The organism is Roseateles chitinivorans (assembly GCF_050632145.1).
In the GTDB taxonomy this organism is placed as follows: Bacteria; Pseudomonadota; Gammaproteobacteria; order Burkholderiales; family Burkholderiaceae_C; genus Roseateles; species Roseateles chitinivorans_B.
On sequence record NZ_CP192577.1, the window covers coordinates 4,526,223 to 4,547,548 of the forward strand.

General features: G+C 69.8%; 23 protein-coding genes. 13 read left to right on the forward strand and 10 right to left on the reverse strand.

The annotated features are described in order from the left end of the window. The 3 genes from ACQ86G_RS20765 to ACQ86G_RS20775 all read right to left on the reverse strand — a co-directional run bounded on the left by ACQ86G_RS20765 (position 1) and on the right by ACQ86G_RS20775 (position 2,708). Positions 1-966: a Bug family tripartite tricarboxylate transporter substrate binding protein gene (locus tag ACQ86G_RS20765; RefSeq protein ID WP_431257097.1), complete on the reverse strand. Its 966-nt coding sequence runs from the start codon at positions 964-966 to the stop codon at positions 1-3. A 290-nt stretch (positions 967-1,256) separates the two neighbouring features. After that, positions 1,257-1,940 (reverse strand): 4-carboxy-4-hydroxy-2-oxoadipate aldolase/oxaloacetate decarboxylase, encoded by a 684-nt coding sequence (ligK, locus tag ACQ86G_RS20770; protein ID WP_431257098.1) that lies wholly within the window; start codon positions 1,938-1,940, stop codon positions 1,257-1,259. Between the two features lie 72 nt (positions 1,941-2,012). Then, a complete protein-coding gene (locus tag ACQ86G_RS20775) occupies positions 2,013-2,708 on the reverse strand; it encodes a substrate-binding domain-containing protein (RefSeq protein ID WP_431257099.1) in 696 nt (231 codons plus the stop codon). A 140-nt stretch (positions 2,709-2,848) separates the two neighbouring features. Here ACQ86G_RS20775 and ACQ86G_RS20780 point away from each other — a divergent pair, with 140 nt between their 5' ends. Continuing rightward, positions 2,849-3,739 carry a LysR family transcriptional regulator gene (locus ACQ86G_RS20780; RefSeq protein WP_431257100.1) on the forward strand — a complete coding sequence of 297 codons (891 nt, stop codon included), beginning with the start codon at positions 2,849-2,851 and terminating at the stop codon, positions 3,737-3,739. A gap of 4 nt (positions 3,740-3,743) precedes the next feature. Here the strand turns inward: ACQ86G_RS20780 and ACQ86G_RS20785 are convergent, their stop codons facing one another. From ACQ86G_RS20785 to ACQ86G_RS20795, 3 genes are all read right to left on the reverse strand, one after another. Next, positions 3,744-3,872: a hypothetical protein gene (locus ACQ86G_RS20785; protein WP_431257101.1), complete on the reverse strand. Its 129-nt coding sequence runs from the start codon at positions 3,870-3,872 to the stop codon at positions 3,744-3,746. Continuing rightward, a complete protein-coding gene (locus ACQ86G_RS20790) occupies positions 3,860-4,279 on the reverse strand; it encodes a DUF1778 domain-containing protein (protein WP_431257102.1) in 420 nt (139 codons plus the stop codon). The genes ACQ86G_RS20785 and ACQ86G_RS20790 overlap by 13 nt, the downstream gene beginning before the upstream one ends. 82 nt (positions 4,280-4,361) lie before the next feature. Then, positions 4,362-6,149, reverse strand: coding sequence for a RecQ family ATP-dependent DNA helicase (locus tag ACQ86G_RS20795; RefSeq protein ID WP_431257103.1), 1,788 nt, complete (start codon positions 6,147-6,149; stop codon positions 4,362-4,364). A 254-nt stretch (positions 6,150-6,403) separates the two neighbouring features. On the opposite strand from ACQ86G_RS20795, the gene ACQ86G_RS20800 reads away from it, so the two are divergent. Further along, positions 6,404-6,559, forward strand: coding sequence for a DUF3309 family protein (locus ACQ86G_RS20800; protein WP_067272324.1), 156 nt, complete (start codon positions 6,404-6,406; stop codon positions 6,557-6,559). A 152-nt stretch (positions 6,560-6,711) separates the two neighbouring features. Here ACQ86G_RS20800 and ACQ86G_RS20805 read toward each other — a convergent pair whose 3' ends face one another. Further along, entirely contained in the window at positions 6,712-8,034 is a 1,323-nt protein-coding gene (locus ACQ86G_RS20805) for a 3-oxoacyl-ACP reductase (RefSeq protein WP_431257104.1), read from the reverse strand. Further along, entirely contained in the window at positions 8,031-8,957 is a 927-nt protein-coding gene (locus ACQ86G_RS20810) for a histidine kinase dimerization/phospho-acceptor domain-containing protein (protein ID WP_431257105.1), read from the reverse strand. The genes ACQ86G_RS20805 and ACQ86G_RS20810 overlap by 4 nt, the downstream gene beginning before the upstream one ends. 137 nt (positions 8,958-9,094) lie before the next feature. On the opposite strand from ACQ86G_RS20810, the gene ACQ86G_RS20815 reads away from it, so the two are divergent. Beyond that, positions 9,095-9,541 carry a DUF4148 domain-containing protein gene (locus tag ACQ86G_RS20815; protein WP_431257106.1) on the forward strand — a complete coding sequence of 149 codons (447 nt, stop codon included), beginning with the start codon at positions 9,095-9,097 and terminating at the stop codon, positions 9,539-9,541. A gap of 181 nt (positions 9,542-9,722) precedes the next feature. Here the strand turns inward: ACQ86G_RS20815 and ACQ86G_RS20820 are convergent, their stop codons facing one another. Next, on the reverse strand, positions 9,723-10,763 hold the full coding sequence (locus ACQ86G_RS20820; protein ID WP_431261458.1) for an alpha/beta fold hydrolase: 1,041 nt from the start codon (positions 10,761-10,763) through the stop codon (positions 9,723-9,725). Positions 10,764-11,098: 335 nt separating this feature from the next. Between ACQ86G_RS20820 and ACQ86G_RS20825 the strand changes: the two genes are divergently transcribed. From ACQ86G_RS20825 to ACQ86G_RS20870, 10 genes are all read left to right on the forward strand, one after another. After that, positions 11,099-12,208, forward strand: a complete 1,110-nt coding sequence (locus ACQ86G_RS20825) for a beta family protein (RefSeq protein ID WP_431257107.1) — start codon at positions 11,099-11,101, stop codon at positions 12,206-12,208. A 78-nt stretch (positions 12,209-12,286) separates the two neighbouring features. Continuing rightward, positions 12,287-12,808 (forward strand): hypothetical protein, encoded by a 522-nt coding sequence (locus ACQ86G_RS20830; protein ID WP_431257108.1) that lies wholly within the window; start codon positions 12,287-12,289, stop codon positions 12,806-12,808. 332 nt (positions 12,809-13,140) lie between these two features. Then, on the forward strand, positions 13,141-13,341 hold the full coding sequence (locus tag ACQ86G_RS20835) for a hypothetical protein (protein ID WP_431257109.1): 201 nt from the start codon (positions 13,141-13,143) through the stop codon (positions 13,339-13,341). Next, entirely contained in the window at positions 13,338-14,309 is a 972-nt protein-coding gene (locus tag ACQ86G_RS20840) for a TolC family protein (RefSeq protein WP_431257110.1), read from the forward strand. Before ACQ86G_RS20835 ends, ACQ86G_RS20840 begins: the two co-directional genes overlap by 4 nt. Before the next feature lie 8 nt (positions 14,310-14,317). Continuing rightward, on the forward strand, positions 14,318-15,730 hold the full coding sequence (locus tag ACQ86G_RS20845; RefSeq protein WP_431257111.1) for an efflux RND transporter periplasmic adaptor subunit: 1,413 nt from the start codon (positions 14,318-14,320) through the stop codon (positions 15,728-15,730). Positions 15,731-15,740: 10 nt separating this feature from the next. Next, positions 15,741-18,878 carry an efflux RND transporter permease subunit gene (locus tag ACQ86G_RS20850; RefSeq protein WP_431257112.1) on the forward strand — a complete coding sequence of 1,046 codons (3,138 nt, stop codon included), beginning with the start codon at positions 15,741-15,743 and terminating at the stop codon, positions 18,876-18,878. Positions 18,879-18,987: 109 nt separating this feature from the next. Beyond that, a complete protein-coding gene (locus ACQ86G_RS20855) occupies positions 18,988-19,197 on the forward strand; it encodes an AbrB/MazE/SpoVT family DNA-binding domain-containing protein (protein ID WP_431257113.1) in 210 nt (69 codons plus the stop codon). Then, entirely contained in the window at positions 19,190-19,411 is a 222-nt protein-coding gene (locus ACQ86G_RS20860; RefSeq protein ID WP_431257114.1) for an AbrB/MazE/SpoVT family DNA-binding domain-containing protein, read from the forward strand. Before ACQ86G_RS20855 ends, ACQ86G_RS20860 begins: the two co-directional genes overlap by 8 nt. Then, the gene (locus tag ACQ86G_RS20865; RefSeq protein ID WP_431257115.1) at positions 19,411-19,872 is read left to right on the forward strand and encodes a PIN domain-containing protein; all 462 of its coding nucleotides are present in this window, start codon (positions 19,411-19,413) and stop codon (positions 19,870-19,872) included. The genes ACQ86G_RS20860 and ACQ86G_RS20865 overlap by 1 nt, the downstream gene beginning before the upstream one ends. Before the next feature lie 23 nt (positions 19,873-19,895). Beyond that, complete coding sequence (locus tag ACQ86G_RS20870; RefSeq protein ID WP_431257116.1) at positions 19,896-20,348, forward strand: DUF1801 domain-containing protein; 453 nt, start codon at positions 19,896-19,898, stop codon at positions 20,346-20,348. 46 nt (positions 20,349-20,394) lie between these two features. Here the strand turns inward: ACQ86G_RS20870 and ACQ86G_RS20875 are convergent, their stop codons facing one another. Next, a complete protein-coding gene (locus ACQ86G_RS20875) occupies positions 20,395-21,312 on the reverse strand; it encodes a pyridoxal-phosphate dependent enzyme (RefSeq protein WP_431257117.1) in 918 nt (305 codons plus the stop codon). Positions 21,313-21,326: the final 14 nt, after the last annotated feature.

Consider the following 21,326-nt stretch of genomic DNA (forward strand, 5'->3'; position numbering starts at 1 on the left):
TCAGTCCAGCGAGAGGTTGAGCCGCTTGATCAGGTCGGCGTACTTGGCGGACTCGCTCGCGATGAAGCTGTTGTACTGCTCCTTCGTGGTCGGGAAGACGTCGTAGCCGAAGGTGGCGTAACGCTCGCGGATGTCGGGCTCGGCCAGCGCGGCCTCGATGTCGCGCTGGATCTTCTCCTGCACCGCCTTGGGCAGGCCGCGAGGCGCCGCGATCGTGGTCCAGCCGGTGACCTCGTAGCCGGCGGGGCCGCCGGATTCGCTGACGGTCGGCAGGTCCGGGAAGGCCGGATGACGCTTCGGCCCGGTGACCGCGATGAACCGGATCTTGCCGGCGCGCTGCAGCGGACCGGCTGTCGCCATCGAGCCGAGCGCGAAGTTCAGCTCGCCGTTGGCCACGGCGGTGTAGAGCATCGACGTTTCCTTGTAGACCACGTGCGTCATCTGCGTGCGGGTCATCGCCTCGAGCTGCGCCGCGCCCAGGTGGACCGGGTTGCCCACGGACCAGGAACCGTAGTTCAGCGCGTTCGGATGGGCCTTGGCGTCGGCCACGATGTCGCCGACGGTCTTGTACTTGCTGTTGGTGGCGACGCCGACGAAGAAGTAGGTCTTGAACAACGGCGCGATCGGATCGAAGTCCTTGACCGGGTCGTAGGGCAGCTTCTTGAACAGGTGCGGGTAGACGACGAGGTGGACGTTGTCCAGCTGGATCAGGTCGTGGCCGTCGGTGGCGCCGCGCTTGAAGGCGTCGATGGCGATGAAGCCGTTGGCGCCGGGCTTGTTCTCGACGATGACCGGCTTGCCCCACTTCTTCGAGAGCTTCTCGGCGACCACGCGGGCGACCGTCTCGGGGCCGGCTCCGGGCGGGAAGGGCGTGATGATGCGCACGGGCTTGGTCGGCCAGTCCGCGGCTGGCACGCCCGAAGCACCGGCCTGGGCCGCGGCGATTCGCGGCAGCACGGCGGTCATGAGCAGGGCCGCGAGGGTCAGGCCTTGCCCGGCGCGGGCGAGGGCAGCAGCGAGGACGGCGCGACGGGCCTGACTCCCTCTCCCGCTTGCGGGAGAGGGCAGGGGTGAGGGCCAGCGGCGGAGGCCGTACTGAACTCCGGTGCTGAAGGAGGGGTTGGCAGTCATCGTCGTTGTCTCCGTCGATCTCTTGTCATCGGCGCCCTCTGCAAGGCGGGGCGCTCGGGTGGGTGGGAACTGCTGCTCGGAACTGCGGGTAAAGCGGATTGGGCGGATAAAGAGGAAGACTTGAATCAGTCGATGTAGCGCAGGCCGGCCTTGGCCAGCGGCTCGCGCATCTTGTACAGGTCCAGGCCGAGCACGCCGGCGGCGAACTGCTCGCGCTTGGCGCCTTCGTTGGCCTCGCGCGCGGCGGCGGCGTCCAGCGTCTTCTGCGCCAGCGCGGCCGGGACGCAGACGACGCCGTCATCGTCCGCCACGATGACATCCCCGGGATGCACCAGCGCGCCGGCGCACACGACGGGGATGTTCACCGAGCCCGGCGTCGCCTTGATCGTGCCCTTGGCGGAGATGCACCTGCTCCAGACCGGGAACCCCATCTCGTTGAGCGTGCGGACGTCGCGCACTCCGGCGTCGATGACCAGCGCGCGGGCGCCGCGCGCCTTGAAGGAGGTCGCGAGCAGGTCGCCGAAGTAGCCGTCGGTGCATTCGGCGGTGACGCCGGCAACGACGATGTCGCCCTCGCGGATCTGCTCGGCGGCGACGTGCATCATCCAGTTGTCGCCGGGCTGCAGCAGCACCGTGACGGCGGTGCCGGAGACCGCGACGCCCGACTGGATCGGCCGCATGCAGGGCTTGAGCAGGCCGACTCGCCCCAGGGCTTCATGGACCGTCGCGGCGCCGAAGTGTCCGAGCGCGTCGGCGGCGATGCGGTCGGCGCGGGGGATGTTGCGGTAGACGACGCCGAGTTCGTACATGGCGGATTCCTTCTTGCGGGGGATTGGTCGATCGGGAGAGCGGGCGGACGTCGGGAAGCGCGCGTTGCGCGCTCAGAGGACCGGTGAGGCGAGACCCAGCCGGCGACGCAGCGCATCGTGCCGGGCGGCAGCGAAATCGTCGGCGACGCGCTGCGCGGTGGCGGGCTCGGCACAGGTCGCGGCGACGGCGATGGTGAACCGGGTGACGATCTCCAGTCCCGGGGGCATCGGGCCGAGGATCGTCAGGCCGCCGTGGCCCCGCAGCTCGCTCAGTTGCTGGAAGCCCAGGTCGACATCGCCCTGCGCGACCATCTTCGCCACGGGGACCCCGGCGGGGGATTGACGCAGGCGCTCGGCGAGGGCGTTGCGCAGCCCCCATTCGTCGAGCAGCGCGAGCAGCGCCTGACCGCTGGGGCCGGTGGAGTAGCCGATGGCGCGCGCGCCGAGCAGGGCCTGGCGCAGCGCGTCGGCGGTGTCGACGGCGGGGCGGGCATGGCCTTCCGGCGACGCGATGAACATCGGCGAGTCGGCGATCGGACGCAGCGAACCCGCGCGCAGGTGTCCGGCATTCAGCAGCCGTTCCATCGCGTCGGCGGCGAGGACGACGAGATCCAGCGTCTCGCCCGCTTCGACCCGTCTGGCGGCATCGACGCCGCCGATGGACTCGAAGCGGATCTCCAGGCCATGCGCGGCGGTGTAGCCGGCGGACAGGTCCGCCAGCAGGGCGCGGGTGGCCATCGAGGAGAGGCCGGCGAGGGGTGCGATCACGGGGTGGTCCGGAAGCGGTCGAGTGGGGCGGATTCTGGTCCCCCCGGCCCGGTGGAACCAGTTCTGGGTTCCACTAGCTGCTATTCCGATCCGGCATGACACGGATGCGGTGCCATGCCGGTTCATGAGAGCATGCCGCCATGAACCTGACCCAACTGGAAACCTTCGTCCACGTGGCCGAACACGGCAGCTTCAGCAAGGCCGCGATGGTGCTGGGGGTGGCGCAGCCGGCGCTGAGCCGGCAGGTGCGGGCGCTGGAAACGGAGCTGCACGAGACGCTGCTGCTGCGCAACGGCCGCGGCGTGGCATTGACCGAGGCGGGCCGGCGTCTGCTGCAGCATGGACAGGACATCCTGAACCTGGTCAGCCATGCCAAGGACGACCTGCGGGCACGGCGCAGCGAACCGGTCGGACAGATCACGATCGCGATGCCGCCGACGCTGGCGCGGCTGCACACGCTGGCGCTGATCCGGGCGTTCCAGGCGGAGATGCCGCAGGCGCGGCTGACGATCATGGAAGGCTTCTCGGTCCATCTGACCGAATGGCTGCTGACCGGCCGCACGGACCTGGCGCTGGTCTACAACCCCGAGCCGGTGCCGGCCCTGGAGATCCTGCCGCTGCGTCGCGAGCGCCTGTGCCTGGTCAGCCCCAAGGATCAGGCGCCGGCACGGCCACCGACCTTGTCGCAGCTGTCGCGCTATCCGCTGGTGATGCCGCAGCGGGGGCACATCTTCCGCGCGCTGATGGAGCAGGCCGCAGCGATGGCGGGCGTGCAGCTCGACGTGCGATGGGAAGTGGCGAGCGTCCCGGCGATCCTGGACTGCGTGGCGGCCGGCATCGGCCATGCGGCGTTGGGCGAGGATGCGCTGCAGATCTACGAAAGGCCGGAACGTCTGATCACGACGCCGTTCGCCAAGGCGGATATCCAGAGCACGCTGTGCCTGGTCACGCCGACCAGCAAACGGGCGACGCCGTTGATGCAGAAGACGGCGGAGGTGATCATGAGGATGGTGGGGGAGCCCGCCAAGTAGTTCATCAGAGCGGCACCATGAGGAGCATCGGATCGACGGGAGACAACCTCCAGCCCTGATGAAAATCGCCACAGTTGTGGGTCGTCGTCAGCAATTGAGGGGCGTCGATGTCGCACAGTTTCAGCGCTTCCATGGCGCCTTCCTGGCCAGGAATTTCTGAAATGCGAGGTTCTCGTCCAATGGCTCATCAAGAGCCTTTTCGAAAGCCTTCATCTGCCCGTCGCTCACACGGAAGAGCGACTGTTCCAGCAGCGCGCTTTGGGCCACATCTAAAAGAGCATTCAGCATGAAATCGGCGCGAGACTTGCTCGTGGTCGCTGCCGCTCGGTCAATCAGATGGCAGATCTCTTCTGGCACCTGGAGCTGATAAGTAGGAGAGGTATTCGGCGGGGTCATGGAGACAGGAATTTTTTCAAGGACTTGGGAGGGCCGAAATGCTGCTGCCGATGCGGCCACGAAGCAAGCCAGCCGGCGGGCGTCGCGACAGAAATCCGGCATTCCGTTGACGTGCCTCAAAGAATCCCTGCGCGACAACGTCATGCTCCACGAAGCCGCGTCACTTCGCATCGCCCCGATTGGGGCAATGAAGGGGGCCGACCGAAGGGGGAAATTGGGGAAGCGCTCAGGCTGCCTTCGCCGCTGGCGGCTTCGCGCGCTTCACGAATTGCGGCAGGAAGCTGCGTTTCTCCTGGCCGAAGGCGACCGTCACGCTGTCCGCGCTGGCCTCGACGACCACGCCGCCGCCATAACGCTTGACGCGCACCGCGTCGCCGGGGTGGAACACCACCGCGGTCACCGGCGGACTGTCGGCCGTCGCGCTGGCGACGCGCGCGGCGGACTCGCGCTCGTGCGCATCGATGCGCGCGCAGTTGTCGCAGCCGTGGCAGCGCTCGAAGCCCGCCGCTTCGTCGAAGGCCTCCAGCATCACGCGCCACCGGCACAGGCCGCTCTGCGCGTAGAACACCATCTGCTCGAGCCGGCGGCGGTCCTGTCCGGCCTTGGCCTCGTAGCGGGCGAGGGCCTCCCTCAGCGAGGCCACGTCGCCAGGCGCCGGATCCGTCAGCCGGAACGCATCGCCGTCCTCCGTGAGCCATCCCTCGCGGACCAGCAACCCGCTCAGGACCTCGAGCTTGTTGCGCGGCCGGCCCAGCCGCTCCCGCAGCGCGTCGAGGGTCCACCCGGCGTCGTCCGGTGGCGCCGCGCGCAGGGCCTCCATCACGGCCTGTGCATCGGCCGGCACGGGATACCGTCCGTTCAGGAAGAACTGCTGCACCGCCCGGTCGCCGGCCACGAACAGCAGCGTGCAGTCCGCCCGTTCGCCGTCGCGGCCGGCGCGTCCTGACTCCTGGTAGTAGACGTCCAGCCCCGCCGGCAGCTGGTAGTGCACGATGCGCCGGATGTCCGGCTTGTCGATGCCCAGGCCGAACGCGTTGGTCGCGACCATCACCCGCGCGTCGCCGCGCATGAAGCGGTCCTGCGCCTCGTGGCGCTGCGCGGCGCGCAGGCGGCCGTGGTACAGCGCCGAGGGGATGCCCGCGCCGGTCAGCGCGTCATGCACCGATTCAGCCGCCCGTACCGTGGCCGTGTAGACGATCGTCGAAGGCAGGTCGGAGTGCGCCTCGGGCCGGACGCTGGTGTCGGCCGATGAATGGCGTTCGCCGCCTTCCTCGTGGCCTTCCTCGTTGCTGTCGTCGCCGTCGTGCTCCCCGGCGACCAGCGCGAGCAGCCGCCGGAGCTTGTCCTCGTCGTCCGCCAGCGGCTCGACGCGGTAGTGCAGGTTGGGGCGGTAGGTGCCGGCGATCAGGCGGCCCGCGGCGGGGATGTCGAGCTGGTTCGCGATGTCCTCGACGACGTCCGCGGAGGCCGTCGCCGTGAGCGCGAGCACGACGGGCCGGCCCAGGCGTTCGCGGGCCTCGCCGATGCGAAGGAAGGCCGGACGGAAGTCGTGCCCCCATTGGGAGATGCAATGCGCCTCGTCGACGACCAGCAGGTCCGTCGGACGCCGCGCGAGTTGCTCGATCCAGTCGGCGTCATCCAGCCGTTCAGGCGTCAGCAGCACGACGCGCGCGGTGCCGTCGAGCGCCATCGTTTCCTGGGTCGCGAGCGACGCCGCGTCGAGGCCGCTGTGCACCTGCGCGCAGCGGATGCCCAGCGCGCCCAGCCGTTCGCACTGGTCCTTCATCAGCGCGATCAACGGCGAGACGACGATGGTGCGGCCCGGCAGCAACGCTGCCGGCAGCTGATAACAGAGCGACTTGCCGGCGCCGGTCGGCATCACGGCCAGCGTGTTCAGGCCCCGCAGCACGCGGTCGACGACGTCCTTCTGACCAGGTCGCCAGACACGCAACCCGAAACGGCGCAGTTGCTGGAGCAGGAGACGCTGTGACGGAGCTTGGCGGCGCGAGGGCATGAGATGTCGAGACAGGCAGGGCGAGGGTCCCGCACGCCCTCAGCAAACCGCGAACCCGAGGCGTACCTTCCGCGTGTGCCTCGGTAGGTGTCTCGGTACGTGCCTCGCGGCATGCGCCACCGCGCTTCCCTGCGGACGTCCCTCGGTTCGTACGCCGGGCACAGGGGTTGCCAAGTGGAGCCCATGCTGCCCGCGTCAGGCCAAGTCCGCCGCGCGACGGGCCCCATCCACGTCACAAGATCCCGGAGACCTCCATGATCAGCACCATCCTGCTCGTCATCCTCATCCTGCTGCTCGTCGGCGCCTTGCCCTCCTGGCCTCACAGCCGCAGCTGGGGCTACGGCCCGAGCGGCGGCCTCGGCCTCGTCGTTCTGATCCTCATCGTCCTGCTGCTGCTGGGCTACATCTGACGGGGCGCACACGAGTCCGGCCATGGGCACCCCTCGCGGGTGTTCCTCGCGGACTCCGCATGACCGACGGGCTGGAACCCGCCGGTCATGCGGGTCATGCGGGTCATGCGGGTCGAGCCGGTCAAGCCGGCCGGGCCGGCCGGGCCCGACGCTCACGCGCCCAGCAACGACTGCCCGCAGACCCGCAACACCTGGCCCGTGAGCGGGTGGGCGCCCGGTGACGCCAGGAAGGCGATCGCCTCGGCCACATCCGCCGGCGTGCCGCCTTGCTTGAGCGAGTTCAGGCGACGCCCGGCCTCGCGCACCATCCACGGCATGCGTCGCGTCATCGCCGTTTCAATGAAGCCCGGCGCGACGGCGTTGATCGTTCCGCCGCTGCCATCGAGCGTCGCCGCGCGAGCGCCCACGTAGCCGATGAGCGCCGCCTTCGTGGCGCTGTAGTTGCTCTGGCCGGCATTGCCCGCGATGCCGCTGATGGACGACAGGCAGACCTCGCGCGCGCCGGCGTTCAGCAGTCCGGCCTCGTCCAGCCGCGCATCGATGGCCAGGATTGCCGCGAGGTTCACCGCCATCACGGACTCCCATTCCGCCGCCGACATCCGCGCCAGCGTCCGGTCGCGTGTGATGCCTGCGTTGTGCACGAGCACATCCACGCCTTGCAGGCGTCGCGCCGCATCGGCGAGTTCGTCGACGGCGCCGGGGGCCGTCAGGTCCGCCGCGAGCAGCGATCCGCCGATCTCGCGCGCCAGCGCTTCCAGCGGCGCACGCGCCGCCGGCACGTCGACGCACAGCACGCGCATGCCGTCCATTGCCAGGCGTCGGGCCGTGGCCGCGCCGATGCCGCCCGCCGCGCCGGTGACGAGCGCCGCCGGGGCGCGATCGCCGTCGAGCAGGGGCACCACGTCCTTGCGCCAGGACAGCACCTGGCCCGAGACATAGGCCGAGCGGTCCGTGCCGAAGAAGCGCAAGGCGCCGGCCAGCGATTCCATCGAGGCCGCACCCTCCTGCAGCACGAGGGCATTGGCCGTCGCGCCGCGTCGGCCGACTTCCTTGGCCAGCGCGCGGACGAAGCCCTGCACCGCGTGCAGGCAGGCCGCCTCCGCCGCGCTCATGACGCCGGCCGAGGTCAGGGCGAGGATCCGCCCTCCCGGTGCGAGGCGGCTCACCGCCAGCTGTGCCTGGTCGAACAGCGCACGCAGGGCCGGCACGTCACGGCAGCCGGTCGCGTCGATCACCAGCGTGCGCACCCGTCCGTCGCCGCTCGGCACGCCGCCTTGCGCGACGATGGCCGCCAGCAGCGACGGCAACGGTGCCGCGCTGCCCGGTGCGATCGCGAGCACCGGCCGGCCGAGGAGTTCCTCGTCGCTCCAGGCGTCCTGACGACGGAGCAGTGGAACGGGTTGCGGCAGATTGAACAGGCGTGCGAGGCGACGGCCGAGCGGGTGCTGGACGAGACTGAGCAGGCGATCGGTCATGGCGGCAGGGTGGGCGGCGTCGGCAACGCCGCCGGGGAGGGCTGGGAACGGCGCGCAGTGTAGGCGCGCCCGGACACGCCGCCGCTCAACGTCAACCCGATGCGCGTCTCCCGCTCGTCCGAGCGCGCGAACGGCGCGCCGCCGTGCATCCGGGCGATCGCGTCGACGATCGACAGGCCCACACCCAGGTGTTCGCCGTCTGCTCCGGCACCGCGCTCGGCGACGTTCACAACGCCGTTCATGCCGCCGCCGTTCATGCCGCCGTTCATGGCGAAGGCGCTGCCCGCGGCGTCGGCGCGATAGAAGCGGTCGAACAGACGCGGCAGGCGCTTCGCCGGAATGACCGGTCCGCTGTTCGCGACCCACAGGCGGACGAGCCCTGACCGCGATCCCTCGATGCCGATGCGCAGCAGGCTGCCGACCGTGGCGTAGCGGGTCGCGTTGGCGATCAGGTTCGACAGCGCGCGCTTGAGCAGCGCGGCGTCGAAGTCGCCGGCCGCCTCGCCGTCGATGCGCGAGGACAGTCCGGCCTCATCGAGGGCGGCGTCGTGGTAGTCGACGACCTCGGCCACCAGCGCGGCCAGGCTGTCGACGCGCTGCCGGCGCGCCCGCTGCCCGCCGTACGCCCGCGACAGGAAGAGCATGTCGCCCACGATGCCCTGCATGCGTCGCAGCTCCTCGAGGTTGGCACCGAGGCGGTCCCTGGCCTCGGGCCCGAGCGTGGGGTCACGGATCGTCAGTTCGGTGCCCGTGATCAAGGTCGCCAGCGGCGTACGGAGCTCGTGCGCGACGTTGGCGCTGAAGGCTTCCACCTGGGCCTGCGACCGCCGTTGCCGCTCCAGCATCGCCGTCAACTGGTCGACGCGCTGACGCAGCGCGCGCAGCAGTCCGCCCGCACTGCGCAACGATGACAAAACGGTCATCCGCATGTCCGCCTCATGTCAGCGCCGCCCGCCTAGAGTAGCTACCAAGGCGTTTGAAACGCGCGCCGACGCAGCGGAGACCCGATGACATCGGACTTCCGTGTGCAGGATCACTTTTCAATCCAAGGAGTTCGATCATGACCAACTTCAAGAAGCTTTCCATTCCGATGGGTGCCGCCGCACTGGCGGTGGCCTTGAGCGTGCCGGCGTTCGCGCAGGTCGAGGAGGAAATCGTGTCCGGCCCCAAGTCCCGTGACCAGGTCAGCGCGGAACTGGAAGCCGCCCGCATGGACGGCAGCCTCAACCAGCTTCAGGGCGACCACAGCTACGCGCCCGACTTCGACGAAGCCAGGGGCATGGACGTGCAGTACTCGAATCACCAGGCCGATGCCGATGTGACGGTGGGCATGTCCGCCGACACGAGCACGCAGGTGCAGTTCGCCGCGCCCGCTGCAGGCGGCAAGACACGTGCCCAGGTGATGGATGAGTTGGAACAGGCTCGCGCCGATGGGTCGCTGGACCGCATGTGGAGCGAGCAGGGATATGCGCCGGAGCTCGAGGCGGCGCATTCGTACCGTCGTTGATCGCTCCCGATGCCCGGCACGGGCCGCAACGATCCGCACGTCGGGTCCGAGCGAGACAGTGCCGACCTGACGGACCGGACGACAGACGCAAGATGACCTGACCATGCATTGATGGTCATCCGACTTCGAGCAACGGGGTTCCCATGAGGGAACCCCGCTTTCGTCGTGGGTCCGTGGACCGTCAGAGTCGCGTGACGTCGAGGATCGCCTGGGCGAACGCCTTCGGTGCTTCCTGCGGCAGGTTGTGGCCGATGCCGCCGGTCAGGTCGCGGTGCTCGTACTTGCCGGTGAACTTGCGTCGATAGCCGGACGACGGCGGATGGGGCGCGCCGTTGGCGTCACCCTCCAGCGTGATCGCCGGGATCGTGATCTCCGGCGCCGCGCCGATGCGGGCTTCCACGGCGTCGAAGCGCGATTCGCCGTCGGCCAGGCCGAGGCGCCAGCGGTAGTTGTGGACCACGATCGCGACATGGTCCGGGTTGTCGAAGGCGGCGGCGCTGCGCGCGAAGGTCGCCTCGTCGAAACGCCATTGCGGCGAGGCGAGCTGCCAGATCAGCTTCGAGAACTCGGCGCGGTACTTCTCGTAGCCCAGGCGGCCGCGTTCGGTCGCGAAGTAGTACTGGTACCACCATTGCAGTTCGGCCGCCGGTGGCAACGGCTCCGCGTTGACCTGACGGCTGACGAGCAGGTAGCCGCTGACGGACACCAGCGCCTGACAGCGCTCCGGCCACAGCGCCGCGAGGATGCCCGCCGTGCGTGCGCCCCAGTCGCAGCCGCCGACGATCGCCTTCGGGATGCGCAGGGCGTCCAGCAGCGCGATCGCGTCGAGCGCCAGCGCCCCTTGCTGGCCGTTGCGCGCCGTGCCGGCGGACAGGAAGCGCGTCGTGCCGTAGCCGCGCGCGTAGGGGACGATCACGCGATAGCCGGCGGCCGCGAGCAGCGGCGTGACCGACTCGTAGGTGTGGACGTCGTAAGGCCAGCCGTGCAGCAGCAGCACGGGCGGGCCGTCGGCCGGGCCGGCCTCGACGTAGCCGACGCGCAGATCGCCGGCGTCGATGTGCCGCAGCGTGCCGAAGGACGGCGGGATCGCGATCGATGCGCCGTCGCCGGACGCCGCCAGCGCGGCCGACGGCAGCCATCCGGCCAGCGGCAGCGCCGCGGCGGCGCCCACCGATGCGCCCAGTTGCAGGAACCGGCGACGGGGCAGCGGGAGTCCGGTCACGTCGGTCACGTTGATCACTTCCGTCGTGCCGGTCGTGCCGGAAAGGGAGGACGAGGCGCTCGGGCCATGGCGTTCGTTGCGGTCGGTCATGCGGAATCTCCGTAGGGGGTGGCGATCCCTGCAGTGGACGTGCGCGATGTATCCCCGCCTTGTCGGACCGGGGCGGGGTTCGCATGGCGATGTCACGGTCCGGGAAACAGATACAGGGGTATACAAACCCGATCTCTGACATCGATCAAAGCCGCCCGTAGCTTTCCGGCGCGGTCCTTCCTAGCCTGCCGGGAGCGGACGCGCGGGGCGTCCGGAGTCAGGGCGCTGGCCCTCGGGAGATGTCGATGAATGGGGGCTTGCAGGATGAGGTCGTCTACTTTCCGTCGCTGCAGACGTTGCCGGCCGAGCTGCGTGCGCTGCGCGAGCTCGATCGCGGGCGCAAGCGCAGGACCCTGCCGCTGATCACGCTGACGCCGCTGCAGCGCATGCCGGACGTGGTCGACTTCCGCCGCGCCGCGCAGCAGGCGGGCGAGGCGATGCAGGAGCTGCCGCACTTCATCGACCTGGGTCGGGTGCCGCTCGACCATGCCCTGGCATGGCGCCGCCTGGCCGATCCGACGCAGGGTTTCCGGACGTGGCGCGAATTCGCCCAGGCGCACCGCAACGCGGTGCCCGTGGTGCTGATGCCCGACGGCGCCAGCGAACGCGGCATCGCGCTGCAGGCGGCCGCGATCGAGCGCGAGTTCGGCCGGGTGCTGTTCCGGCTGCGCGGCGCGCCCCGCTGGTCGTCGCCCTCGACGGTGGTCGTGGAGCGGGCGCTGGACGGGCTCGAAGACCTGCGCCGTGCGCTCGTCGTGCTGGATGTCGGCACGGAACGCGAGTGGCTGCTCGGCGGCACCGGCGCCGGCCTGGACCTGCTGGCGCGCTGGCGGACGCGGTGGCCGGGCCTGCGCGTCGTGGTGATGGGCAACAGCTTCCCGGCCATGGCGCAGTGGGTCGGGTCCGCGGCGACGGACGACAGCGCGCCCTCGGGCCGGCTGGCCATCCTGGAGCGCGAGCTGCATCGGCGGCTCGGCGGGCTGGCCGTCGTCGGCTATGGCGACCACGGCGCCATCCACGCGCCGAGCGAGCCCGGCCCGGAACTGCCGACCGGCCATGTGCGCATCGACTACCCGTGGCAGGGCGTGTGGCGCTTCGAACGGCGTCGCCGCGCCAACCCCGACGAGGCGGGCCGGGAGGCGTCCGAGGCCCTCATGGCGACGGCACCGTCGTTCGGCACCCGCGGACTGTGGGGCGAACACGAGATCCAGGAAGCCGCCAACGGCCGGGTGTTCGCGCGGGGACGTGAGGCCTGGACGGCGATCCGCGTCAACCTGCATCTGGCCACGCAGGTCGACGAGATGCAGATCGAACACTGGAGCATCCCCTCCGTGCTGCCGAGCCCGACTTCGTGAAAACCACGGCCTGGCGACAGGGCGCTTCGAAGCCCGTCAGCGGGGAGGACCTGGCCGGGCTGCCTATACTCCCGCCCCATGCGCCGCTGGTTGACCGTCTTCCTGCTGATCCTGCTGCCGCTCCAGCTGAGCTGGGCGGTGGCGGCGACCTATTGCGCGCATGAAGCCGATCCGGCGGTGAACCACATCGGCCACCACCAGCATCGGCATGAGGCGGCGGCCGTGTCGGCCGTGCCGGTCCTGTCCGGCGGCCCGGACGCGATCGACGCGGCGACGCAGGTCGGGACGGCAGCGGACAAGACCGCTGAAAAACCCGCTGAAAAAACCGCTGACAAGGCAGCCGACAAGGCAGCCGACAGTGCGTCCGACGACGCCTCCGGCAAGACGCCGCGCAAGGCCACCGAGACGCCGGCCGACAAGGCGCTGACCTGCGTCGATGACGACTGCGGCTTCTGCCATCTGGGTCACAGCCAGCCGGTCGCGAGCACGGCCATCGTGCTGCCGGCGGTCGCCAGTCCCGCGGCTGCGGGCTCGGTGCCCGAGGTCTGGTCGTCGCGCGGCCCCGACCGCCGAGAGAAGCCCAACTGGCTGACCGCCTGATCGGCGGCCGCCCCTTCGACTGATCCTTGATCGCCTCGGCGCCCGCCGAGGCGCGTGGCGCTCGCCGATTCCCCGTTGATCCCCTTCCTGTCCGGCCGCCTCAGCGGCGGCGGGCACAACGCCGGAGTCTCCGATGCCCAAGTTCCTGGTGCCGCTGTGCAGCGTGGCACTGCTTTCCTTCTCGCCGGGGGCCGCGCTGGCCGCGCCCGATGCGCCCCCGCATCCGCCGCCACGGCTGCGCCCCCGTGCCGTTCGCCTCATCAGCGCGATCCGCGAAGTCCGCGCAATCCGCGTCATCGCCGTCATCACCCTCGTCAGCGTCAACCGCCGCGTTGCCATCGCCATCGCCGACCCTGACGCTGGGCGCGGCCATCGAGCGCGCGCTGGCCTCGCACCCGCGGCTGCGTGCCGCGGCCTTCGAGCTGGAGGCCGCCGAGGGCGCCGTGCAGCAGGCGGCGCTGCCGCCCAACCCTCGCTCGGGCTCGAGCAGGAGGACACGCGTCGCGAAACGCGTACGGTCACCGTGCTGTTGAGCCAACCATTGGAGATCGGCGGACAGCGCGCCGCGCGCACGGCATTGGCCCGGCGCGGTCGTGACATCTCGCAGGCCGAGCTCGATGCGTTGCGCGCCGAACTGCGGGCCGAGGTGGTGCAGGCCTTCTTCGCAGCGCTGGTCGCACAGGAGCGATACACCGCCGCCGATGAGTCGGTGCGCATCGCGAGCGGCGGTGCCGAGGCCACGGCACGACGCGTGTCCGCCGGCAAGCTCGCGCCGAACGACGAGACCCGGGCACGTGTCGCGGAGGCCACCGCGCGCATCGAGCGGCGCCAGGCCCAGGCGGACCGCTTGTCCGCGAGACATGCGCTGGCGGCCGCCGTCGGGATGGACGAGGCGGCGATCGGCGCGCTGGATGGCATGGCCTCATCGCTCCCGGCCTTGCCCGAGGAGGCCGAAGTCGCCCGTCGCCTGGCCGATGCGCCGGCCTTGCGCCGCGCCCGGCTCGAGGTCGAGCGGGCGCAGGCCGCGTACGAGCTCGAACGCGCGCGCCGCATCCCCGATGTCACCGTGACCCTCGGCGCGAAGCGGGCGCAGGAGATCGGCCGCAACCAGGCGGTGATCGGCGTATCGATCCCGCTGCCGCTGTTCGACCGCAACCAGGGCGCCCAGCGTGAGGCGCTCAAGCGCCGGCAGGCCGCCGAGCAGCTTGCGGAGGCCGAATCGCTGCGGCTGCGCGCCGAGGTGCTGAGCGCCGCCGATGAGCTCGCCGCCCGCACCGACGAGGTGGATGCGTTGCAACGCACCGTGCTCCCTGGCGCCCGGGAGGCCTACACCGCCGCGACCCGTGGCTTCGAACTCGGGAAGTTCGGCTTCCTGGACGTGCTCGACGCGCAGCGCACCTGGCTGCAGGCGCGCATGCAGTGGCTCGACGCGCTGGCTCGGGCGCACCGCGCCAATGCCGACCTCGAGCGCCGCCTCGGCGCGCCCGTCCAGCAACCGTGAGAACGACGATGAATTTCAACAAGCAAGACGACAAGACGTCCTCGGGACGTGGGCTGCCGAAGCGGCAACTGATCGCGATCGCGGTGCTGGTGGCGCTGGGCCTGATCGGCGGCGCGGCCATCCTGGCCTCGGGACCGGCCGGGTCCGCCAAGGGCGGCCATGGCGAGCACGCCGAAGCGGGGCATGACGATCACGGTCATGACGGAGAGAAGGACGCGGGCAGGCACCAGGACCAGGAGAAGAACCAGGAGAAGGGGCCGGAGAAGGGCGAACACAAGGACGATCACGCCGGCGAAGCCAGGGCTGCCCGGCCCGGCGACGCGCACCAGGCCGCGGCGGCTGGAGGGAAGGCCGCGGAGAAGGAGGACGGACATGGTCATGCCGCTGGCGAGCCCGAAGCCATCGCGATGACCGGGGCGCAGATCAAGTCGGCCGCGATCGCGCTGGAGGTGGCGGGGCCGGCGACGATCCGGACCACGACGCGTCTGCCCGGCGAGATCGGCTTCAACGAGGACCGGACGGCCCACGTGGTGCCGCGCGTGAGCGGCGTCGTCGAGGCGGTGCCCGCCACGCTCGGCCAGGCCGTGCGCAAGGGCGACCTGCTGGCCGTGATCGCGAGCGCGCAGGTGTCGGACCAGCGCAGCGAGCTGCTCGCGGCGCAGAAGCGCGAACAGCTGGCGCGCACGACCTTCGACCGCGAACGCAAGCTGTGGGAGGAGAAGATCTCGCCCCGGCAGGACGTCGACGTGGCCGAGCAGGCCTTGCGCGAAGCCGAGATCGCCGTCGCGAACGCCCGCCAGAAGCTGCTGGCCATCGGCGCCACACCGGGCGGCGGCGCGCTGACGCGCTTCGAGCTGCGGGCGCCGTTCGACGGCGTCGTCGTCGAGAAGCACCTGACGCTGGGCGAGCAGGTGAAGGAGGACGCCAGCGTCTTCGTGCTGTCGGACCTGCGCACCGTGTGGGCGCGGCTGGATGTGCCGGCGGGCGATCTGACCAAGGTGCGCGTGGGTGAGCGCGCCATCGTGCGCTCGGCCGCCTTCGAGCAGGCCGCCGAGGGGACGGTGGCCTACGTCGGCGCGCTGATCGGGGGACAGAGCCGGACCGCGCAGGCGCGGATCTCGCTGGCCAATCCGGACCGCGCCTGGCGGCCCGGGCTCTTCGTCAATGTCGACGTCGTCACCGGCGAAGCCCCCGCGGCGGTGACCGTGGCCGCCGACGCGGTGCAGGTCTTCGAGGACCGGCAGGTCGTCTTCGTGCGGACCGCCGACGGCTTCGCCGCGACGCCGGTGAAGACCGGCCGCGGCGACGGCCGCCGCATCGAGATCGTCGACGGCCTGAAGGCCGGCGCCAAGGTCGCGGCGGTCAACGCCTTCGTCATCAAGTCCGAGGCCGGCAAGGGCTCGGCGACGCATTCGCACTGACGGGGACGACATGTTCGAACGCATCATCCGATTCGCCATCGAGCACCGGTGGCTGGTGCTGCTGGCCGTGCTGGGCATGGCGGCGCTGGGGATCTTCAGCTACCAGAAGCTGCCCATCGACGCCGTGCCCGACATCACCAACGTGCAGGTGCAGATCAACACCGGCGCGCCCGGCTACTCGCCGCTGGAGGCGGAGCAGCGCGTGACCTTCCCGGTCGAGACCGCGATGGCGGGCCTGCCGGGACTCAAGCAGACGCGCTCGCTGTCGCGCTACGGGCTGTCGCAGGTGACGGTGATCTTCGCCGACGGGACCGACATCCACTTCGCGCGGCAGCTGGTCAACGAGCGGCTGCAGGCCGCGCGCGAGCACCTGCCCGACGGGCTGACACCGGCGATGGGGCCGGTGTCCACGGGCCTGGGCGAGATCTACCAGTGGACGATCGAGGCCGAGGAGGGCGCGCGCAAGCCCGACGGTTCGCCCTACACGCCGATCGACCTGCGCGAGATCCAGGACTGGGTCGTCAAGCCGCAGCTGCGCAACGTGCCGGGCGTGACCGAGGTCAACACCATCGGCGGCTTCGCCAAGGAGTTCGAGGTGGCGCCCGACCCCGGACGGCTGTCGTCGCACGGGCTCACGCTGGCGGAGGTGGTCCAGGCGCTGGAGCGCAACAACGCCAATGTCGGCGCCGGCTACATCGAGCGCCGTGGCGAGCAGTACCTGATCCGCGCGCCGGGCCAGCTGCGCGACCTCGCCGACATCGGCAACGTCGTGCTGCGCACCGACGCCGGCGTGCCGGTGCGGGTCCGCGACGTGGCGCAGGTCGGCATCGGCAAGGAACTGCGCAGCGGCGCGGCCACCGACAACGGCCGCGAGGTCGTGCTGGGCACCGTCTTCATGCTGATCGGCGAGAACAGCCGCAGCGTCGCGCAGGCGGTGGACCGCAAGATGAAGGAGGTCGCGACGACGCTGCCCCAGGGCGTGCACGTCGTCACCGTCTACGACCGCACGGTGCTGGTGGACAAGGCGATCGCGACGGTCAAGCGCAACCTCATCGAGGGCGCGGTACTGGTGATCGCGGTGCTGTTCCTGTTCCTGGGCAACCTGCGGGCGGCGGTGCTGACGGCGCTGGTGATCCCGCTGTCCATGCTGTTCACCTTCACCGGCATGGTCGGCCAGAAGGTCAGTGCCAACCTGATGAGCCTGGGCGCGCTGGACTTCGGGATCATCGTGGACGGCGCGGTCGTCATCGTCGAGAACTGCGTGCGGCGCCTGGCGCATGCGCAGTCGCGGCTGGGACGTCCGCTCACGCGCACGGAGCGCTTCCACGAGGTCTTCGCCGCGGCGCAGGAGGCGCGCCGCCCGCTGCTGTTCGGGCAACTGATCATCATGGTGGTCTACCTGCCGATCTTCGCGCTGACCGGCGTGGAGGGGCGGATGTTCCACCCGATGGCGGTGACGGTCGTGATGGCGCTGCTGGGCGCGATGATCCTGTCCATCACCTTCGTGCCGGCGGCGGTGGCGCTGTTCATCGGCGACAAGGTCCAGGAGAAGGAGAGCCGCGTGATGGCCTGGGCGCACCGGGCCTACGAGCCGCTGCTGGTGAAGGCGATGGCCGCGCGGCCGGTGGTCATCACCGGCGCGGCCGTCGCGGTGGTGCTGTCGACGCTGCTCGCCACACGGCTGGGCAGCGAGTTCGTGCCCAGCCTCAACGAAGGCGACTTCGCGGTGCAGGCGCTGCGGCTGCCGGGCACCAGCCTGTCGCAGTCGGTGGCGATGCAGCAGCAGCTCGAGGCGCGCCTGAAGGAGAAGTTTCCCGAGATCGAACGCGTGTTCTCACGCACCGGCACGGCCGAGATCGCGGCGGACCCGATGCCGCCGAACATCTCCGACGCTTACGTGATGCTCAAGCCGCTGGACCAGTGGCCCGAGCCGCGCCGCACGCGCGAGGCGCTGATCGCGGCGGTGCAGGAGGAACTCGCGACGCTGCCGGGGCAGAACCACGAGTTCTCGCAGCCGATCCAGCTGCGCTTCAACGAGCTGATCTCGGGCGTCCGGTCCGACGTCGCGGTGAAGGTCTTCGGCGACGACATGGACCAGTTGAACGCGGCGGCGGCGAAGATCGCCGCGGTGCTGGGTGGACTCGACGGCGCGGCGGAGGTCAACGTCGAACAGACGACCGGTCTGCCGATGCTCACCGTCGACATCGACCGCGAAAAGGCGGGGCGTCACGGCCTGAACCTGCAGGACGTGCAGCAGCTGGTCGCGACGGCGACGGGTGGGACGCATGCGGGCACCTTGTTCGAGGGCGACCGGCGCTTCTCGATCGTCGTGCGCCTGCCCGAAGCCCTCCGCACGGACCTGGCGGCGATCGAGCGCTTGCCGGTGCCGCTGCCACGAGCCGCGGACGGCGCGACGCGGTTCATCCCGTTGTCGGAGGTCGCGACGCTGGCGCTGGCGCCCGGACCGAACCAGGTCAGCCGCGAGGACGGCAAGCGGCGGGTCGTCGTCAGTGCGAACGTGCGCGGACGGGACCTCGGCTCCTTCGTCGCCGAAGCCCAGCAGGCGGTGACGTCGCAGGTCGTATTGCCGTCCGGCTACTGGCTGGGATGGGGCGGCCAGTTCGAGAACCTGCAGTCGGCCAGCGAACGCCTGCGCGTCGTGGTGCCGGTGGCGCTGGGGCTGGTCTTCGTGCTGCTCTTCGCGATGTTCGGCAACGCGCGGGACGGGCTGCTGGTGTTCTCGGGCATCCCGTTCGCGCTGACCGGCGGCGTGCTGGCGTTGTGGATGCGAGGCATCCCCTTGTCGATCTCGGCGGCGGTCGGTTTCATCGCGCTCAGCGGGGTGGCGGTGCTCAACGGGTTGGTGATGATCTCCTTCATCCGCCAGTTGAGGGAGCAGGGGAGGCCATTGGAGGAGGCCATCCATGACGGTGCGTTGACACGCCTGCGGCCCGTGCTGATGACGGCGCTGGTGGCGTCGCTCGGTTTCGTGCCGATGGCGTTGGCGACGGGGACCGGCGCGGAGGTGCAGCGACCGCTGGCGACGGTGGTCATCGGCGGGATCCTGTCGTCGACCGCGTTGACATTGCTGGTGCTGCCGGTGCTGTACCGCTGGGTGTATCGACGGGAGACCCACTCATCCGCGTGAGGGCGCTGCCTCGTGAAAGTGAATCCGACGCCGTCTCCACAAGTGCGGGTCATGGCGCTCGGATCGACGTTTCCCTAGAGTGGCTGCATCGCTTCGCAAGGAGAGTGTGATGCCCATGTCAAAGATGGAGATGAACGGACGGATCGTCGTTCCCAAGGACATCCGGAAGGCCGTCGGCGCCAGGCTCGGCACGCGCTTCATCTGGAAGTTGACGGAGGACGGAAACATCCACGTCGTTGCGAAGTCGAAGAGGCCGGTCGCGGACAAGACGCCGCAGCCGGATTCCGATGATTCCCTGAATGGAGATGGCAATGCATGAAACGCTTCTGAGCGAGCAAGGCACCCTGCAGGTGCCGGCGGAAATCCTGAAGGAGCTGGGGGCAAAGCCTGGCACCCCGTTCCGCTGGTTTATCCGCGGCGACGGCAGCGTCTATGTGCGTGCGAAGACCAAGACCTTGGATGACTTGATGGGGATGCTGAAGCCGCGCAACGGCAAGACGGTGTCGATCGAAGACATGAACCCGTTCCGCTGATGGGATCCATAGATACGAACGTCTTGATCCGTTGCATCATTCAGGACGATCAAAGGCAGTCCGAAGCTGCGTCCCGTCTGCGCCAGAGGTATGCCGTGCAGGGCGAAAGGCTCTACGTACCGGTGACTGTCTTGCTTGAGTGCGAATGGGTGCTTCGCAGCTGCTTCAGCTTCGAAAAGCAGGAGATCATCGACGCGATGTCGGTGGTCCTGGATGCCAGGGACTTCTTCTTCGACAAGGAGATGGCGATGGGCGAAGCGCTCGCCGTGTTCAAGCTGTGCGACGCGGACTTTGCCGACTGCATGCACGCACGAATCTCGGCGTGGGAGAGGCAGGGGCCGCTTTACACCTTTGACCGTCGCGCCTCACGGTTGCCGGGCGCGGAGCTGCTCAGCATCAAGATGGAAGAGCCGAGACCAGCGTGCCGAATGAGCCGAGATCAGCTTTGTGACGTCGCGTGATTTTCAGGAAGGACATGCCCACCATGACTCGCAAGCCCTCAAGACCGACCGCCGCGGCGCCTGCAGATGACCGCGGCGTGGTCCTGCTCTCCGGCGGCAACCCGCAGATCCCGAAGGGGCATGGCGACGCACCGGTGCAGGCCTACATCGCCGCGCTCCAGGACTGGAAGCAGGCGGTCGTGCGGCGCATGGACGAGCTGATCGTCGAGACCGTGCCTGAGGTGCACAAGGCCGTGAAGTGGAACTCGCCGCTGTACGGCGTCGATGGCACGACCTGGTTCCTGGGCATTCATGTGATGACGCGCTACGTGAAGGTCGCGTTCTTCAACGGCAAGTCGCTGGATCCGATGCCGCCAGTCGACTCGAAGACCGCGAACGCGCGCTACCTGCATGTGAGCGAGAAAGAGCCGCTCGATGAGTCGGCGTTCGTCGCCTGGGTGAAAGCGGCGAGCGCGATCCCCGGCGAGAAGATGTGAGTGCGTCGTCCTGCCCGTGTCGGGCTTGACAGCGGACCGTCGCCGCTCAGTTCGAGGCGCGCCAGTCGATCAGATCCTCGTAGGTGGCACAGGCGCCGCCGCAGAGGATCACCAGCACGTTCCTGGCCTGCTGGAGCACGGGCTCCGCACGCTTGAGGGTCGCCGCGACGGCGGCGCCGCACGCGGGCTCGACGATCAGCCGGTGTTCCTTCGCCACGTCGAGGCAAGCCTGCACCGCCTCCGCGTCGGTCACCGTCGTGGCGACGACCGGATGCTGTGCCGTCCATTCGAAGGCCCGCTCACTGACCCGTCGCGCGCCCAGCGAGGTGGCGATGCTGGTGATCGCCTCGAGCGTCACCAGTCCGTCCGCGGCGATCGCCGCCCTCAGCGAATCGGCGCCGAAGGTTTCCGCCGCCACCAGCGGCACGTCCTGCCATCCGATGGCGTGCATGCCCTGCAGCACACCGCTCATCAAGCCGCCGCCGCCGACCGACAGCACGACCGCGTCCGGCTTCGGCGCCTGCGTGGCGGCTTCCGCGATCATCGACGCGTGACCGTCCCACAGCAGCGGATCGTCGAATGGGTGGATGAAGGCATCCGTCGGCTGGCGCAAGGACATCAGGAAGTCGTTGGCTTCCATCCAGCTCCTGCCATGGACGATGACCTCCGCGCCCTGTCGGCGGATCAGCGTCTTGGGCCACTCGCGCGTGGTTTCCGGCACGACGACGACGACGGGCAGTCCCAGCCGACGCCCGGCGCAGGCCACCGCGATCCCCGCGTTCCCGCCCGAGGATGACAACAGCCGCGTCGCACCGCGTGCCGCATGGACCTCGCAGGCGTGGCCGATGCCGCGCAGCTTGAACGAGCCGCAGGGTTGGAGGGCTTCGAGCTTCAGCCAGACGCGCTGGTCCGGCGTACTGAACGCGTCCGATTCGACGGTGGGTGTGACGATGTGGAGGGCCATAAGCTGGATCCTAG